Raw genomic sequence first — 16,026 nt, forward strand, 5'->3', positions numbered from 1 at the left:
GAAGCGCGTGGAAAGGGCGGGACGGGCGGTCGTCGTCAGGCCGCCGGGCGTACCAGGCCGTACTCGTAGGCGAAGGCGACCGCCTGGACCCGGGCGCGCGCGCCGATCTTGGCGAGGATGTGGCTGACGTGGGACTTCACGGTGGTCGGGGCGATGGACAGCCGTGCGGCGATCTCCGCGTTGGACCAGCCGGAGGCGACGGCGACGAGGACATCGCGTTCGCGCCCGGTGAAGGTGTCGGGTCCGACGGCCCGCTCGCCGGGGCGCGGGGCGCGCTCATGGCGGACGGTGTCGATGAGCGCGCGGGTCAGCTCGGGGGTGATGACGGCGTCTCCGGCTGCCACGACGCGGACGGCCGCGGTGAGTTCGTGGGGTGTGGCGTCCTCCAGGAGGAATCCGCCGGCGCCGGCGCGCAGCGCGGCGTAGGCGTGCCCCTCGTCACCGGTGGAGGTCAGCACCAGGATCCTCGGCGGCTGCCCGACCGGCCCGGCGGGGCCGGGGACCGCGTCGAGGCCGGGGACCGCGGTGAGGCGTGGTGGGTGGGCGATGCGCCGGATGGTCTCGATGCCGTCCGTCCCGGGATGCCGGCCACCGAGCAGGACGACGTCGGGACGGAGCGCGGCGCTCATCCGGACCGCTTCGGCCCCGCTCGCCGTGTCGCCCACGACGGTCAGGTCGGGCTCGGCGGCCAGCAGCATGCGCAGGCCGACGCGTTGAAGGGACTGGTCGTTGGCGATGAGTACGGAGGCCATGGCTGTGTTCTCCATGCGAGTGGGGGCGTACGCCTCTCATGAACGAAACTGTTTCGTTCACTTGATGGTCAGACTAGCCCTCGAAGTCATCGAAACGGCAGCGTTTCCGTGTGGTGTGGGTCACAATCGGGGGACGGGTCGGGCTGTGCCGCGAAAGGGCCGGTCCCGCAGGATCCGGCCCTCTTCGTCGCACCAGGGCGTTCGCTACGCCCAGCAGCCGTTCACGGTGGCCGCGAGGCCGTCCATGGCGTCCTTGATGTCGTTCGGGTTGGCCGTGGAGTTGTTCTCGATGAAGGAGAAGACCTTCCACTTGCCGTCCTTGCCCTGGGTCAGACCGCTCAAGGCGATGGCTCCGGTGAGGGTGCCGGTCTTCGCGTGCACCTTGCCGACCGCGCACTTGGAGTTCACGTCGTCGAAGCGACCCCATTCCGGACCGAGCGTGCTGCCGGCCTCACCGGAGACGGGCAGCCCGTCGAGGATGGAGCCCAGAGTGGGGGAGTAACGCGATTCCGTCAGCAGTTCGAGGATTTCCGCGAGCGTGGCGGCCGGAATGCGATTGGCCCGCGAAAGGCCGCTTCCGTCGTAGATCTCGAAGTTGTCGAGAGAAACGCCGTACCGAATGCTCAGCACCTTGCGCACGACGTCCGTGCCGTCCTCGAAGGTGGCCGGGCGGCCCGCCCCGAGTGCGGTCATCCGCAGCAGGGTCTCGGCGATGTTGTTGTCGCTCACCTTGATCATCTTGTGGACGATCTCCGACAGCGCTGCCGACCGGTGACGTGCCACCGGTACGTCGCCCGGGGCCGCCTCGGCACGGGTGACGGCGCCGTCGACGGTGACCCCGGCCGCCGTGAGCTGCCGGGCGAAGACCTGCCCGGCGTCGATCGAGGTGTCCTGGACGCCGTGCCCGTCGACGACCAGGGCGCGCACCGGGGCGACGGAGTCGGGGTAGTAGCCGGTGTTCCAGCCGTTGGCCAGGGTCGGCGCGCCGAAGAGGCTGTCGTCCACGGCGACCTTCACCGACGTCAGCCCCGCCGCCTTGAGCCCGGCGACCGCGGTCTTCGCCAGTTCGGCGAGGTCGGCGCTGGTCAGCGTACGGTCGCCGCCCCCGACCACGGTCAGGGTGCCGTTGCCGTAGACGACCTTCGTGGTGAACGTGTGGTCCGGGCCGAGCACGGTCAGGGCGGCGGTCGCCGTGGCGAGCTTGGTGTTGGACGCCGGCATCAGCGCGGTCGCCCCGTTGTGGTCCCACAGGGTGGTGTCCGACTCGGAGTCCAGGACCACACCGCTGACCTCGGATCCCAGGCGCGGGTCGACGACGCGGGCCTCGAGATTGGCGACCAGTTGCCGGTCGTCCGCGTCGAGCGTCCGGCCCGCCGCCGTGTCCTTGGCCGTCGTGCCGATGCCCTTCTCGGCGGCGAACGCCGAGGGGCCGGCCAGGGCCGCCGAGGTGACGGGCAGGGCCAGCGCGAGCACGATCGCCCGCCGGACGCCGGTGCTGCTCTGCCTGGCCTTGCGGTGTCGGCGCCGACCGCCCGGGGCAAAGGAATGCACGGGCGTTTCCGCCATTATGTCGTTCATGGAGTATCTCAAGGCTTTCGTGTGGGGGCCCTGCGCGAGAGAATTCCGGCGCACCTTATCACCCGTCACATGCGACCCACAGGTAACAAAGTGCGCTGCTGACATCCCTTCAGCGGGCGTAAATCCCCCGGACTTTCACACGGAATTCAGAGGCCCGACCCCAAGCTCTGCGTCGTGTAGGCGCACTCCGTGTAGAGGTAGCCCGACTCGAGCTTGGCCGTGTCCGAAGCGGGCGTGGCGGAGCTGTCGCCGTTCGGCTTGTGCAGGAAGAACGTGGTGCCGACCGGCAGGCTGATGGTGCGCTGCGGATAGTTCTTGCCGCTGTCGTTGCACGGCTCGAACGACGGGTTGATGGTGCTGCTGAAGGAGTACGCCTTGCAGCTGCCGCAGGCCTTGAGGGTGAAGCTGCCGGTGACCGGGCCCGTGAAGAGGACCGTGACGGCGTCGGGACTGTCGTTCTGCACGGTGACCGAGATGCTGCCGCCGGTACGGGTCGTCGGCAGCTTCTTGCCCGCGGCCGGCACGGTCTGGGCGATCTCCGCCGCTATGGCGATCTTCTTCGCCAGGCCGGCGTTCTTGGCGGTCTTGTGGGCGGAGGCGTACTCCGTCATGGTCGTCTGTGCCGACTCGAAGTCGCCGTCCCGGTACTGGTCCACGCCGCAGGTGTACGTGCCGGTGTCGGCGCTGGTCGTGGCCCGTCGGCTGTCCTTGTCGAGAGCGACGCCGATGTCCGCCTGTCCGGCCTCCAGGCCGTCGATCTGGGAGCCGAGCGTGCGCAGCCGCTGGACCGCGGAGCAGGGTTCGGCCCCGTGCAGGTCCTTCTCCGTGCGGACGACGGCGGCGGCCACGGCGGGTTCGACCTTCGCGGCCTGCTCCGACTCGGGGAAGGTGGTCAGCAGTTCCCCGTACTGCGAACCCCAGTTGGCCTCGCCCGCCGTGAGCGCCGTCGACGCGCACTCGTACAGCGAGGTGGCCAGCCGGTCGTCGGGCCAGGTCTTCAGTGCCCCGAGATCCGTCCCGGGCAGGCTCTCGGGAACCGTCCGCAGATACTTCAGCGGCTCCACCGCCTCGCAGTAGTCGCCCTGTGCGTACGCGGCTCCGACCGTCGTGTAGTAGGTCTTCATCCGGGCGGGCACCCGCTCGGCCGCCCGGGAACCGGAGTGGTCGGACCTGAGGTCCGCGTAGACGCCCAGCGCCTTGCGGTAGTCGGCCTGGGCCGAGTTGAACGGCTTGTCACCTGCGGCCTGCACCAGCTCGTCGGCCTCGTCGAGCCGGTCGAGCAGCATCTGCTGGGTCGCTTCGTCCCGTGCGCCGTCGTACAGCACGACACCCCCGGCCGGCACGACGAGCAGGAGTAGTCCGAGGCCGAGCGCGAGCGGTGCCCGCCGGAGTCCCGTCAGCCGGGTGCGCAGGCCCACGCGCGCGCCGTCCGCCGCCACCGCGACGAGGAACAGGACGTACAGGACGAGAGCGAAACCCGGGACACCGTCCGGGTCGGCCGGCAGCGCCACGAACAGCAGGACGGCGGTGGCGATCCAGCACAGCGCCATCAGTGCCCAGCGGCGCACCAGCGCGTAACCCAGGCCCAGACCACTGAGGTTGAGCACGGCCACCGCGACGGCCCGAGCGCCGTCCGCCGGCGCCGGCGGCGGGGCCGACGGCATGGGCGGAACGTAGTAGAAGGTGTTGTGGTCGGTGTCGTTGTATCTGCCGTACTGGTCCCCCGACATGGCGGCTCCCCCCGGTCAACTGCGCCCGCACATCTACAATTTGTCAGTGTACGGGCGAAGCGGACGGGCCGACAGAGGCGCTGGGGTTCCTGCATACGATCTCGCCCGGGAGCGGCGCGGCCGAAGGGAGCCGGTCGGCGGAACGCGGGCCGGGCCGCCACAGGGGGCATGTGTGGCGGCCGCGGCTTCGCTATCGCGTCAGGCATGGGTCAGGCCACACCCCCCACCGTCTTCTTGCGGCGCAGGGCGTAGAGGCCGGTGCCGGCGACGGCGAGGACGCCGAGTCCGGCCGCGGTCGTCGACGGGGTGGCGAGGCCGCCGCCGCCGGTGTGCATGCCGCCGCTGGGCTTGTCGTGCTCCTTGCTCCAGCCGCCGGACTCCTCTTCCTTCCCGCCGTTCCAGGAGTCCTTGCCGTGCTCACCGCCGTTCTCGGTGTCCTTGTCCTTGTACGTCTCGGGGTCGTACTTGGGGTCCTTGGCCGCGCCGCCGCTGTCGTTCACCGAGGCGAGGGCGCCGCCGCCGGTGTGCATGCCGCCGTGCGGGGAGTCGTGCTCCTCCTTGCCGTGCTCCTTGCCGTGCTCCTCCTTGCCGTGCTCCTCCTTGCTGTACGAGGAGTCGTCCTCCTTGTCGTGCTCCTTGCTGTACGAGGAGCTGTCCTCCTTGCTGTAGGACGAGTCGTCGTGGTCCGTGTCACCGGCCGCGTAGGCGCCGGGGGCGCCGATGGCGAGGGCGGCCGAAGCCGCCGCGGTGGCCAGGATCATGCGAGCTGAACGCATCTGATGGTCCTTCCGTCACGACCGGGCAGCCGACACCTCGTCAGCTGACACGACCCGGCCTGACGTGATCCACCGTCAGCCAGCGAGCCCCGCTCCACCACTCAAGGCGCTCACCCGGGTGAAGCGGCCCGCCATCTCGGGGACCCCGGCCCGCCCAGTCGCCCTTCCGGCGGCGACCACTCCGACGGAGTAGCGGCGAAACGATTCGCGGGGTGAACGGGGCCCGTCGTTCGATCATCCCCGAGGGCACGCGGCGATCCTGGTGCAGGCCTTCGTCCCCTCGGCGGACCTGGGCTTTTCTCTCTATCGACCCTCATTTCCCGGCAAGGAGTTCCGCTGTGCGTGTTCGTCGTACGGTGCTCAGCACCCTCGGTTCCGTCGCTCTCGTCCTCACCTCTCTGGGTGCACTGACCGCCGCCACCGCGGGTCCCGCGGCCGCGGACCCGTGCGGCTTCTACGAGACCGGTTCCGACGCCTTCTACAACCACTGCACGTCGGACGGCTCACGCGTGGTCATCAAGGTCGACGTGGCCTGGGCGGCCGACTACGAGCGGTGCGTCGGTCCCGGCACGTCATGGCTGGGCTCCGCCGCCAAGATCCAGGGCGCCCACTACACCGGCCGGACCTGCTGACGAGCGGTCACTCGCTCCACGGTTTCTCGGGGTCCGGGGCGAAGTCGTCCCGGACCCCGCGTGTCTGTCCGCCGGTCCGGTCAGGGGCGGTACGGGCCGGTGCGCCGTCATCGGTCCGGTCGGTCCAGGACTCTCAGCAGCTGGTCGGCGAACTCCTTCGGGGACTCGACGGCTCCGAGGTGGCCGCCCGGGAACTCGACGAGTCCGGTTCCCAGCAGCTCCGCGAGGCGCGCGGCCGGTCCGTACAACGGGAGTCGGCGGCGGGAGTCGCGCCCGGCGGCCGGCACCAGCTTGTGCGCCACGGACCGGAGCGCGGCGAGGTCGGGTACGGCCGAGGAGAACGGGCGCAGGACGCGGCCCAGGAAGACCGGCAGATTGGTGTGCATCCGGACGGCCATCTCCCGTATCTCGGGCGGCAGTTCGGTGGGCTGCGCGGGCGCCTGCGGGGCCGGCCCGTCCGCCAGTCCCTCGCCGAGCCGGGCCATGGCGGCGTCGGCGCCCTCGGTGCGGAAGGTCTCGCGTACCTCGGCGAACAGCGCTCGGTGCGGGGCGGGGTCCTCCAGCAGTTCCAGCAGCGGCGGCTCGTGCGCGACCACCCGGCGCAGCCGCTCGGGGTGCCGGGCGAGCAGATCCACCGCGACGACGGCGCCGGAGCTGCAGCCGAGGACGACGGCCTCTTCGTCGGGGGAGAGCAGCTCGAGCAACCGGTGGGCGTCGTCGCTCCAGACCGGCACCTCTTCGTCGCCGCGTGGAGTGTCCGCCGGGACGTCGAGAGGGCTGCGGGACAGACCGCGCGGGTCGTACGAGACGACCGTGTAGCGGGTGGCCAGCTCCGGTGCCATGCCCGCGTACAGTCCGGCGTCCCCGGCGCCGCCGGGGATGAGCAGCAGGACCGGTCCGCTGCCGCGGGTCTCGTAGTGGAGGGTGGCGCCGGGCACTGCCAGGGTGCCGGTCCGGGGCGGGTTCATGGCTTGCTCCAGTCGGTTGTGCGTGCGGGCGAGGGACCTCATGTCCTCGCCACCGTCTCCTGGTTTCCTAGTATCTCTAGGTTTTCACCTAGCTCAACAAGTTTTCTACCCGGTCGCCGTCTCTGAACAGCCGGAACGCGTCATGTGTAACTCTGGGTAACCTCTCTCCTGTCGTACAGTCGAAGCCGGGGAGGAAGACCGGAGGGAGGGCATGGCGTGCCGCTGGAGCCGCTGCGGTTCGCGGTCCTGGGAGCCGTTCGGGTCTTCCGGGGGGATGCGGAACTGGAGCTCGGAGGACCGCAGGAACGTGCCTTCCTGGCCCTGCTGCTGGTCGGAGCGGGGCGGCCGGTCGCCGTGAGCGAGATCGTCGACGTCCTGTGGGGAGCGGCTCCACCGCGCAGCGCGGTCAATGTCGTCCGGCGCCATGTGGGTTCGCTGCGTCGGCTGCTGGAGCCAGGCCTCGCCGCCCGAGCGGAGGGGCGCTGGCTGGTGCGGGAGGCCGGCGGATACCGGCTGGTGACCGACGGTGACTCCTCCGACCTGCTGAGATTTCGCGCGCTGCGCGAGGAGGGGCGCCGGATCGCGGACCGCTCACCCGCGCAGGCGCTCGAACTCCTCACCGAGGCGCTGTCGTTGTGGCGCGGACCCCTTGCCGTCGGCATTCCCGCGCAGGCCCGTGCGCACCCGGCGTTCGACGCGGTGGACCGTGAGCTGCCGGCCGCCGTGCGGCAGGCGGCGGACGCCGCGCTGCGCGCCGGAAGGCCGGACGTGGTCCTGGCCGACCTGCGACAGGCCGCCGCGCGGCATCCGTTGGACGAACCCCTCCAGGCGGGACTGCTGCTCGCGCTGGCTGCGGCCGGCCACCGCTCGGAGGCGCTGGCCGCCTACGAGGCCGTACGGGCGCGGCTGGCCGAGGAACTGGGGATCGACCCCGGAGCGGTACTGCGCGACGCGCGCGACACGGTGCTGCACGCGGTGCGGGAGACGGTGCTGCACGGGGTGCCGGAGACGGCGGTCGGGCCGTCGTCAGGTGAGTCGAGTGGTGAGGTGACCGAGGGTGCGGGCGCGGACGGTTCCCTCGCGGACCCGGCGCGTGCGCCTGCGCCGGGTCCGCCGTCGCCGTCCGCTCTGCCGCCGCCTGCCCAACTACCGCACGGCATAGAGGTTTTCACCGGTCGGGATGTCGAACTCGACGAGGCGTTCGCGCTGTCCGGTGTGGACGGGGCGGGGCCCGGGACCGTGGTGATCAGCGCCATCGGCGGTATGGCGGGCGTCGGCAAGACCACGCTCGCGGTGCACTGGGCCCACCGCGTCGCCGACCGGTTCCCCGACGGGCAGCTCTACGTCAACCTGCGCGGCTTCGACCCGTCCGGCGCCGTCCTGGACCCGGGGGAAGCGGTCCGGGGGTTCCTCGGTGCGCTCGGTGTACCGCCGGAACGCGTCCCGCACGGGGTGGACGCACAGGCGGCCCTCTACCGCAGCGTGCTCGCCGGCCGCCGGGTCCTCGTGGTGCTGGACAACGCGCGGGACACCGAGCAGGTACGGCCGCTGCTGCCCGGCTCGCCCGGCTGCCTCACCATTGTCACCAGCCGTGACGAACTGGCCGGGCTCGTCGCCGCCCACGGTGCCCACTCCCTGGTCCTGCGCCCCTTCGACGCCGTCCAGGCGCGGGCCTTCCTGGTCCGCCGCCTGGGCGCGGAGCGGGTCGCGGCCGAACCCCGGGCGGCCGACGAGATCAGCGAACTGTGCGCCGGACTGCCCCTCGCCCTCGCCTGCGTCGCCGCCCGCGCCGCCGGTCACCCCCACTTCCCGCTCGCCGCCGTCGCCGCCGAACTGCGCGAGGCCCACGGCAGCCTCGACGCGTTCGTCCGCTCCGACGCCTCCGTGGACGTCGGCACGGTCTTCTCCTGGTCCTCGCGCGCGGTCTCGGCGGCGGCCGCCCGGCTGTTCCGGCTGCTCGCGCTGCACCCCGGCCCCGACCTCTCCCTGCCGGCCGCGGCCGCCCTGGCCGGCCTGCCCGCACGCCGGGCCCGACCGCTGATGGCCGAGCTGACCGGACTGCACCTCGTCACCGAACACGGTCCCGGCCGTTACGCCTTCCACGACCTGCTCCGCGCCCACGCCGGCGAACTCGTCCACGAGCGGCACACCGAGGCCGACCGTGCGGCGGCCCTGAACCGGCTGCACCACCACTACCTGCACACCGTCCACGCCGCGGACCGGCTGCTGGCCCCCAACGCCGACCCGTTGCCACCGCCGCCCGCGCCCGAGGGCGTCGATCCCGAACCCCTCGCCGACGACGACCGCGCCCTGGCCTGGCTCACCGCAGAACACGCGGTCCTGCTCGCCGTGGTCGAGACGGCCGCCGCGTCGGGACAGCCCGTGCAGGAACGTCTCGCCTGCCAACTTGCCTGGTCCCTGGAGCCGTTCTTCGACCGGCGCGGCCACTGGCACGACGGGCTCGCCGTGCAGCGCACCGCGCTCGACGCCGCCCGACGGCTCGCCGACCCCGCGCTGGAGGCCCGCGGTCTGCGTGGACTGGCCCGGGTGGAGGGCCGGCTCGGTCTGCACTCCCGGTCCGTTCCCCGACTGGAGCGCGCCCTGGAACTCTTCACCGAGCTGGGCGACGACACGGGCCGGGCCCACACCCACCGCAGTCTCGGCTGGGAATGCGACCAGCGGGGCGACCTGCCCGGAGCCCTGCGCCACAACCGGTTCGCCCTCGGCCTGTTCCGTACCCTCGGCGACCGCGCCGCGCAGGCCAGCGTGCTGAACTCGGTCGGCTGGTACCACGCTCAGCTCGGCGAGTACCGGCGTGCCCTGACGCACTGCTTCGAGGCCCTCACCATGCTCCAGGAACTCGGGGACCGCTACGGGCAGGCCGCCACCTGGGACAGCATCGCCTACGCCCACCACCACCTCGGCCGCCACCCGCACGCGCTCCTCGGCTACCGCAACGCCCTCGCTCTGCTGCGCGACCAGGGCGTGCCCTATGTCGAGGCCGACATCCTGGTCCGGGTCGGCGAGACCCACCTCGCCACCGGCGACCACGACGGCGCCCGCACCGCGTGGCAGCAGGCCCTGGTCCTCCTCAGGGGCCTGAACCATCCCGACGCCGAGCGGGTCGAGGCACTGCTGGACGCACGGGACGGTCACGCCGGTGCCGTCTGACACCCGGCTCCGGCTCGAGCGCGCCGCCGGACGACGCGTTGGGTGATGTGATGCGCTTCGAGGTGCTGGGGCCGGTACGGGTGTGGCGGGAGGAGCGGGAGCTCGATCCCGGCTTCCCCCAGCAACGCGCCCTGCTCGCCCTGCTCCTGGCGCACGCCGGCCGGTCCGTGCCGACCACCGAGATCGTCGACGTGCTGTGGGCCGAGCGGCCGCCCGCCAGTGCGCTGAACGTGGTGCGGCGCTACGTGGGCGCGTTGCGGAGGCTGCTCGAACCGGGGTTGCCGCCCCGCGCCCCGGGCCGGCGTCTGCTGCGCCGCACCGGCGGCTACCTCCTGGAGGCGGCGACCGACGAGGTCGACCTGCTGCGCTTCCGTGAGCTGACCCGGCAGGGCAAGCGGGCGGCGGCCACCGGACGGGCCGAGACGGCGGCCCGGCAGTTCGTCCTGGCGCTGGGGGAGTGGCGTGGGCAGGTGGCGATGGGGATCCCGGCATCCGCGCGCGAACACGTCCAGTTCACGGCCGTGCAACGGGAACTCCTCGAGACGGCCCGGCTGGCCGCCGACGCGGCGCTGCTGTGCGGCCAGGCCGAGCAGGCGCTGCCCGCCCTGCGCCGGGCCACCGCGCACGACCCCCTCGACGAGTCGCTGCACGCCAGACTGGTGCTGGTCCTGGCCGCCTGCGGACTCCAGGCGGAGGCGCTGGGAGCGTACGAGGACGTCCGCCGCCGCCTCGCCCGCGACCTCGGCCTCATCCCGGGCACGGAACTGGCGGCGGCCCACACGCGGGTACTGCGCCAGGACGTCGGACACCGCCTCAAGAGCGGGCCTGTCGTCCACCTCGGCCGACCGATCCACACCACGAAGACCACCACGACCCCCGCTCTCGCCCCCACAACCCCGGCCCCAACGGCCCCGCCTCCACCCGGGCCCCCGACCCCGGGACCCGTCGTCCCTGCCCCCGCCACCGACGGAAACCGGGCCGATGCTGCCGGGGCTGCCGCCCCGGGGCTCGTCGATGCCGGGGACGGTGCTGCCGGGGCGGCCGTCCTGGGACTCTCCGCGTCCCACCTCAGCGACTGTGGGGCTCCCGTTTCCGCTGACGCCGACTCCGGTCGTACCGCCAGGGGACCCGGTACCCCGCGTCCTGTCGGTCCGGGGCCTGCGCGCGTTGGCTCCACCGGCAGCAGGGCTGTTGCCCACGGGCTTGCCGCAGTCGCCGAGGTGGGCGGACCCGGCCGTACGACCGACGCCCCTGCCGGTCGTGGGCGGGGCGTCGGGGAGTTCGTGCGGCCCGCCCGGTTGCCGTCGGCCGTTCCCTCCTTCGTGGGGCGTGTCGTCGAGTCGGAATGGCTGGAGAGGGCGGCCGGCTCTGCGGCGGGGGTCGTGCTGGTCGGTGGGCTGGCCGGGATCGGCAAGAGCACCCTCGCGCTGCACTGGGCGCACCGGGCCATCGACCGTTTCCCGGACGGGCAGTTGTACGTGGCGCTGCGTGGCTCCGATACGGCCCGGCCCGCCGTGGAGTCGGCCGACGCGCTGCGCGGGATGCTCGCGGCGCTCGGCGTGCCCGCGTCCCGCATGCCGGACGGGCTGGACGCCCTGACCGGCATGTACCGCACCCTCCTCGCGCGTCGGCGCGTCCTCGTGGTCCTCGACGACGCCGCCGGCACCGGGCAGCTGAGCCCGCTGCTGCCCACCGGGCCGGGCTGCCTGGCGCTGGTCACCAGCCGTCACGCCCTGCCCGGACTGGTGGCCTCGGGAGCGCGGCCGCTCCGCCTCGCAACCCCGCCCGCCGAGGAGGCCCACGCGTTGCTGGCCGGGCGGCTGGGTGCCGAGCGGGTGGCCGCCGAACCACGGGCCGCCGACGAGATCGTCGCCCGGTGCGGCCGGTTGCCTCTCGCGCTGGCCACCGTCGCCGCGCGCGCTGCCGACCGACGGGACTTCCCGCTCGCCGCGGTGGCCGGCGAACTGCGCGAGGCGCACGGCAGTCTCGACGCCCTCGCCGCCACCCGCGAGGCCTTCCAGGGTTCCTACCGGCTGCTGGCGCCGGACAGCGCGCGGCTCCTCCGGCTCCTGCCCCGGCACGAAGGACCCGACATCACCCCGGCCGGGGTCGCCGCGCTCGCCGGGCTGCCGGTCCGCCGAGCCCGGCTGCTGCTCGGCGTGCTCGCCGACGCCCACCTCCTCACCGAGCCCGCGCCGGGCCGCTACACCCTCCATGACCTGGTGCGGGTCTTCGCCACGGAACGCGCCGCCGCGGAGGGCCGGCCACGCGGCCGGTGAAGGCGCTGTCACTTCGTTGTCACTCTTTTTGCACATCCGCCGAACTACCGTCCGCACGACGTGATGGACGGTCCCCGGAGGTTACGGCGGAAGATGCCCACTACCAGCACCACCAGTCCCTGTGACAGCGCCCGCACCCTCGCCCGGCCCGTGGTCCGGACACCCCTGGGTGTCGAGATCACGGCCGGGGAGGACACACCCGCCCGGCTGCCGGGCGAGGTGTCGTCGCACCCCGCGCACCGACTGCTCGCCCGTGACGCCGGCGAGTACCTCTTCGTCGGCCTGCGCGGCGGCGCCCGGCCCGACACCGCCGCCCCCCACACCGGTGCTCCCGCTCCCGCCCATGAGCCGTCCGGTGCCCTCGGCCTGCGTCTGGCGCCCGGGGACGTCTGCTTCTACGACGTCCGGCGCGCGCCGGCGCTCGACTTCCGCGAGCCGTTCCGGGCGACGACGTTCCTCGTCCCGGCCGACCTGCTCGGGCTGGTGGACTCCGACGTGCGGCGGATCGCGCGGACACCGGTGGCCCGCGCCTCCCGGCTCGGCACCCTGCTGTCGCCGCTGCTGTCCGACCTGGCCCGCGCCTCGGCCGAGGCCCGCCCTCAGGTCGGCGAGATGCTCGCCTGGAACGCGGTGAACCTGCTGGCCACCCTCGCCGCCGAGCAGTTGGGCACGGCAGTACCAGGACCGCCCTCGACGTCCGGAACACTCGGAGAAGCCGGAGAAGCCGGAGAAGCCGGAGAAGCCGGAGGAACCGGAACACGCGGTGTGCCCGGGGCCCCGGGCACACCCGGCGCGCACTCCCCGGTGCTGGGGCGCGTCCTGGAGTACGTCGAACTGCACCTGACCGACCCGGACCTGTCCCCGGAGGTCATCGCGCGTGCCCACCACATCTCCGTGCGCTATCTGCACAAGCTGTTCAAGGACGAGGGCACCACCGTGGGCCGGTGGATTCTGCGCCGCCGTCTGGAGGAGTGCCGACGCGACCTGATGCGGTACGGCCGCGGCGGCAGGACCATCGCGGCGGTGGCCGCCCGGTGGGGTTTCCTGAGCGCCACGCACTTCAGCCGGGTCTTCCGGTCGGCCTACGGCATGTCCCCGCGCGAATGGCGGGACACCGCGGGTCGCGGCGCGTGGAGCGGCCACCGCTGAATGCGGCCGTGATCCCCGGCTGTTCACCATGCGGAGCGGAATCGTATTCTCGAATTTCCTTTCGTGGTCGGAAGAATTCCGTGCCCACCACGGGGAAGGCCGCTGTGCACTGTGAGCACAGCGTCGGTGCACGGGCGGACAAAATCCGCCCGCTCGGCGGATTTAGCGTGGCGGAGCAAGACAACGCACAACGCAGACCGAATACAGCAGGAGATGCCATGTCCGACGTCGTCGAGCCGGTCACGCCGGTGCTCGAACCCGAGGCCGCGGCGTTCGCCGAGGCGACCGCCAACCCGCCGTACCTCTTCGACCTGCCGCCGGCGGAGGGGCGCAAGGCCGTCGACGAGGTCCAGTCCGGTGAGATCCACAAGCCCGCGATCGACGAGGAGTGGATCACCGTCTCCGGCGGTCCCACGGGCAGCGTCCGGGCCCGGATCGTCAAGCCGGCCGGTGCCGAGGGCACCCTGCCGGTGATCCTCTACATCCACGGCGCGGGCTGGGTGTTCGGCAACGCCCACACCCACGACCGGCTGGTGCGCGAACTCGCCGTCGGCGCCGAGGCCGCGGTCGTCTTCCCCGAGTACGACCTCTCTCCCGAGGCCCGCTACCCGGTCGCCATCGAGCAGAACTTCGCGGTCGCCCGGTGGATCGTCGAGGAGGGCGCGTCCAAGGGCCTCGACGCCACGCGCATCGCCGTCGCGGGTGACTCCGTCGGCGGCAACATGACCGCCGCCCTCACCCTGATGGCCAAGGAGCGCGGCGGCGTCCCGCTGGTCCAGCAGGTGCTCTTCTACCCGGTCACCGACGCGAGCTTCGACACCGGCTCCTACCACCGGTTCGCGGAGGGCTACTTCCTGCGCCGCGACGGCATGCAGTGGTTCTGGGACCAGTACACGACCGACGAGGCCGAGCGCGCCCAGATCACCGCGTCCCCGCTGCGTGCCACCACCGAGCAGCTCAAGGACCTGCCCCCCGCCCTGGTCATCACCGGCGAGGCCGACGTGCTGCGCGACGAGGGTGAGGCGTACGCGAACAAGCTGCGCGCGGCCGGTGTCCCGGTCACCGCGGTGCGCTTCCAGGGCATCATCCACGACTTCGTGATGCTGAACGCGCTGCGCCCGACGTACGCCGCCGAAGCCGCCATCACGCTCGCCGTCGGCACTCTGCGCGACGCTCTGCACGTCTGACCCTCAGGAGACACACCGCTATGACTACCCCCACCGTCGTCCTGGTCCACGGAGCGTTCGCGGACGCCGCCAGCTGGTCCGGCGTCATCGCCGAACTCCAGGGCCACGGCGTCCCCGTGGTCGCCCCGCCGAACCCGCTGCGCGGCCTCGCCTCCGACGCCGCGTACGTCGCCTCCTTCGCCGCTCAGATCGACGGCCCGGTGATCCTGGTCGGTCACTCCTACGGCGGCGCCCTCATCACGGTGGCCGGCACCACGGAGAACGTCGTCGGCCTCGTCTACGTCGCCGCCTACGCGCTGGCGGAGGGCGAGAGCCTCGGCGAGCTCCAGGGCCGCTTCCCGCTCTCCACGCTGGTCAGCAACCTCAAGCAGTGGACGTATCCGGTGCCGGGCGGCGAGCCGGCCGTCGAGGTCACCATCGCCGAGGACGCCTTCCCGTCGGTCTTCGCCGCCGACCTGCCCGCGGGCGTCACCAAGATCCTGGCCGCGTCCCAGCGCCCGCTGGCCGCCGCCGCGTTCGAGGAGACCGCCGCCGCGGCCGCCTGGCAGACCAGGCCGTCCTGGGCGCTGATCGCCGGTGCGGACGAGGCCATCAACCCCGAGGTCGAGCGCTTCGGCGCCCAGCGGGCCGGGGCGACGATCGTCGAGATCGACGGCGCCTCGCACGCCGTCGCGGTGTCGCAGCCGAAGGCGGTCGCGGAGCTGATCCTCGAAGCGGTCCGCGCGACGAGCTGACACCCACCGAGAACAGCCGCGCGGACGTGACCCCTGTGCACGTCCGCGCGGCCCGTCAGCGGCCTCGCACCCGTCGTACGAGGTCGGCGGCGGCCTCCGGCCACTCGGTCCGGTCGAAGGCGAAGCCCGCGTCGAGCAGCCGGCCGGGGACGACACGCCGGCTCTTGAGCAGCAGTTCGGTGTCCGAGCGCAGGGCGAAGGCGCCGAGTTCCGCCATCCACTTCGTCGCGGGCAGGCCCACCGGGACCCCCCACGCGCAGCGCAGTGCGCGCATGAACGCGCGGTGGGGGAGGGGGGCCGGGGCGGCCAGGTTCACCGGTCCTGCGAGGTCGTCGCGTCCCACGAGGAACTCGACCGCGCGGACGAAGTCGTGGTCGTGGATCCAGGACACGTACTGACGGCCGCCCGCGACCGGGCCGCCGAGGCCGAGCCGGGCGAGCCGCGACAGGACGTCGAACACCCCGCCCCGGTCCGGGCTCATCACCATCGCGGCCCGCAGGGCGACCTTGCGGGTGTGCGGGGTGTCGGCCATCTCCTGTTCCCGCTCCCAGGCGGTCGCGATGTCCACGCTGTGGCCCCAGTAGTCCGGGACGCCGGGTTCGGCTCCGCCGATCACGCCGGTGGCCTCGTCGTGGGGGGCGTCGAACCGGTGGGCGTAGACCGTGGCGGTGCTCATCTGGAGCCAGACCCGCGGGGGCCGCGCGGCGGCGGTGATCGCCCGGCCCACGACCCGGGCCGAGTCCACCCGGGAGTCCATCATCGCCCGCAGGTTGTCCGGTGTGTAGCGGCAGCTGACGCTGCGTCCTGCCAGGTTGACCACGACGTCACTGCCGTCGATCACCTCGGCCCAGGGGCCGAGGGTGCGGCCGTCCCAGAGGATCTCGCCGTGACCCGTGGGCCGTCTGCTCAGCACCGCCACCTCGTGTCCGGCCGCGGTCAGCGCACGGCGCAGCACGGTCCCCACCTGCCCGGTCCCACCCGGCAGCACGATCTTCATGAGTAAGGCCCCCTCTTCTCGGAAGGGGACCCTACTACGTATTTGAACGCGTTCAAAAGATTCGGGGTCGACG

Annotated in this window: 12 protein-coding genes; 6 read left to right on the plus strand and 6 right to left on the minus strand. The window is 72.7% G+C overall.

Going from position 1 to position 16,026, the window contains the following annotated elements:
• Positions 1 to 35 precede the first annotated feature (35 nt).
• From OHU34_RS36275 to OHU34_RS36290, 4 genes are all read right to left on the minus strand, one after another.
• Positions 36 to 752: a response regulator transcription factor gene (locus OHU34_RS36275; RefSeq protein WP_142269128.1), complete on the minus strand. Its 717-nt coding sequence runs from the start codon at positions 750 to 752 to the stop codon at positions 36 to 38.
• Between the two features lie 204 nt (positions 753 to 956).
• Positions 957 to 2,318: a D-alanyl-D-alanine carboxypeptidase/D-alanyl-D-alanine-endopeptidase gene (dacB, locus tag OHU34_RS36280; protein WP_230196565.1), complete on the minus strand. Its 1,362-nt coding sequence runs from the start codon at positions 2,316 to 2,318 to the stop codon at positions 957 to 959.
• A 158-nt stretch (positions 2,319 to 2,476) separates the two neighbouring features.
• A complete protein-coding gene (locus tag OHU34_RS36285; RefSeq protein ID WP_405770280.1) occupies positions 2,477 to 4,060 on the minus strand; it encodes a hypothetical protein in 1,584 nt (527 codons plus the stop codon).
• Positions 4,061 to 4,269: 209 nt separating this feature from the next.
• A complete protein-coding gene (locus OHU34_RS36290; RefSeq protein WP_405770282.1) occupies positions 4,270 to 4,836 on the minus strand; it encodes a hypothetical protein in 567 nt (188 codons plus the stop codon).
• Between the two features lie 338 nt (positions 4,837 to 5,174).
• On the opposite strand from OHU34_RS36290, the gene OHU34_RS36295 reads away from it, so the two are divergent.
• Complete coding sequence (locus OHU34_RS36295) at positions 5,175 to 5,468, plus strand: DUF6355 family natural product biosynthesis protein (protein ID WP_037733872.1); 294 nt, start codon at positions 5,175 to 5,177, stop codon at positions 5,466 to 5,468.
• Positions 5,469 to 5,575: 107 nt separating this feature from the next.
• Here OHU34_RS36295 and OHU34_RS36300 read toward each other — a convergent pair whose 3' ends face one another.
• The gene (locus tag OHU34_RS36300; RefSeq protein ID WP_142269124.1) at positions 5,576 to 6,436 is read right to left on the minus strand and encodes an alpha/beta fold hydrolase; all 861 of its coding nucleotides are present in this window, start codon (positions 6,434 to 6,436) and stop codon (positions 5,576 to 5,578) included.
• Between the two features lie 216 nt (positions 6,437 to 6,652).
• Between OHU34_RS36300 and OHU34_RS36305 the strand changes: the two genes are divergently transcribed.
• From OHU34_RS36305 to OHU34_RS36325, 5 genes are all read left to right on the plus strand, one after another.
• Positions 6,653 to 9,607, plus strand: coding sequence for an AfsR/SARP family transcriptional regulator (locus OHU34_RS36305; protein WP_405770285.1), 2,955 nt, complete (start codon positions 6,653 to 6,655; stop codon positions 9,605 to 9,607).
• A gap of 50 nt (positions 9,608 to 9,657) precedes the next feature.
• Positions 9,658 to 11,886, plus strand: a complete 2,229-nt coding sequence (locus tag OHU34_RS36310; RefSeq protein ID WP_405770288.1) for a BTAD domain-containing putative transcriptional regulator — start codon at positions 9,658 to 9,660, stop codon at positions 11,884 to 11,886.
• A gap of 93 nt (positions 11,887 to 11,979) precedes the next feature.
• Positions 11,980 to 13,035 carry a helix-turn-helix transcriptional regulator gene (locus OHU34_RS36315; RefSeq protein ID WP_405770290.1) on the plus strand — a complete coding sequence of 352 codons (1,056 nt, stop codon included), beginning with the start codon at positions 11,980 to 11,982 and terminating at the stop codon, positions 13,033 to 13,035.
• A 218-nt stretch (positions 13,036 to 13,253) separates the two neighbouring features.
• Positions 13,254 to 14,222, plus strand: a complete 969-nt coding sequence (locus OHU34_RS36320) for an alpha/beta hydrolase (protein WP_142269120.1) — start codon at positions 13,254 to 13,256, stop codon at positions 14,220 to 14,222.
• A gap of 20 nt (positions 14,223 to 14,242) precedes the next feature.
• A complete protein-coding gene (locus tag OHU34_RS36325; RefSeq protein ID WP_057605494.1) occupies positions 14,243 to 14,956 on the plus strand; it encodes an alpha/beta fold hydrolase in 714 nt (237 codons plus the stop codon).
• Positions 14,957 to 15,011: 55 nt separating this feature from the next.
• Here OHU34_RS36325 and OHU34_RS36330 read toward each other — a convergent pair whose 3' ends face one another.
• On the minus strand, positions 15,012 to 15,953 hold the full coding sequence (locus OHU34_RS36330; RefSeq protein WP_405770292.1) for a DUF1731 domain-containing protein: 942 nt from the start codon (positions 15,951 to 15,953) through the stop codon (positions 15,012 to 15,014).
• Positions 15,954 to 16,026: the final 73 nt, after the last annotated feature.

This window comes from Streptomyces sp. NBC_00080 (assembly GCF_045041255.1).
Classification (GTDB): domain Bacteria; phylum Actinomycetota; class Actinomycetes; order Streptomycetales; family Streptomycetaceae; genus Streptomyces; species Streptomyces coriariae.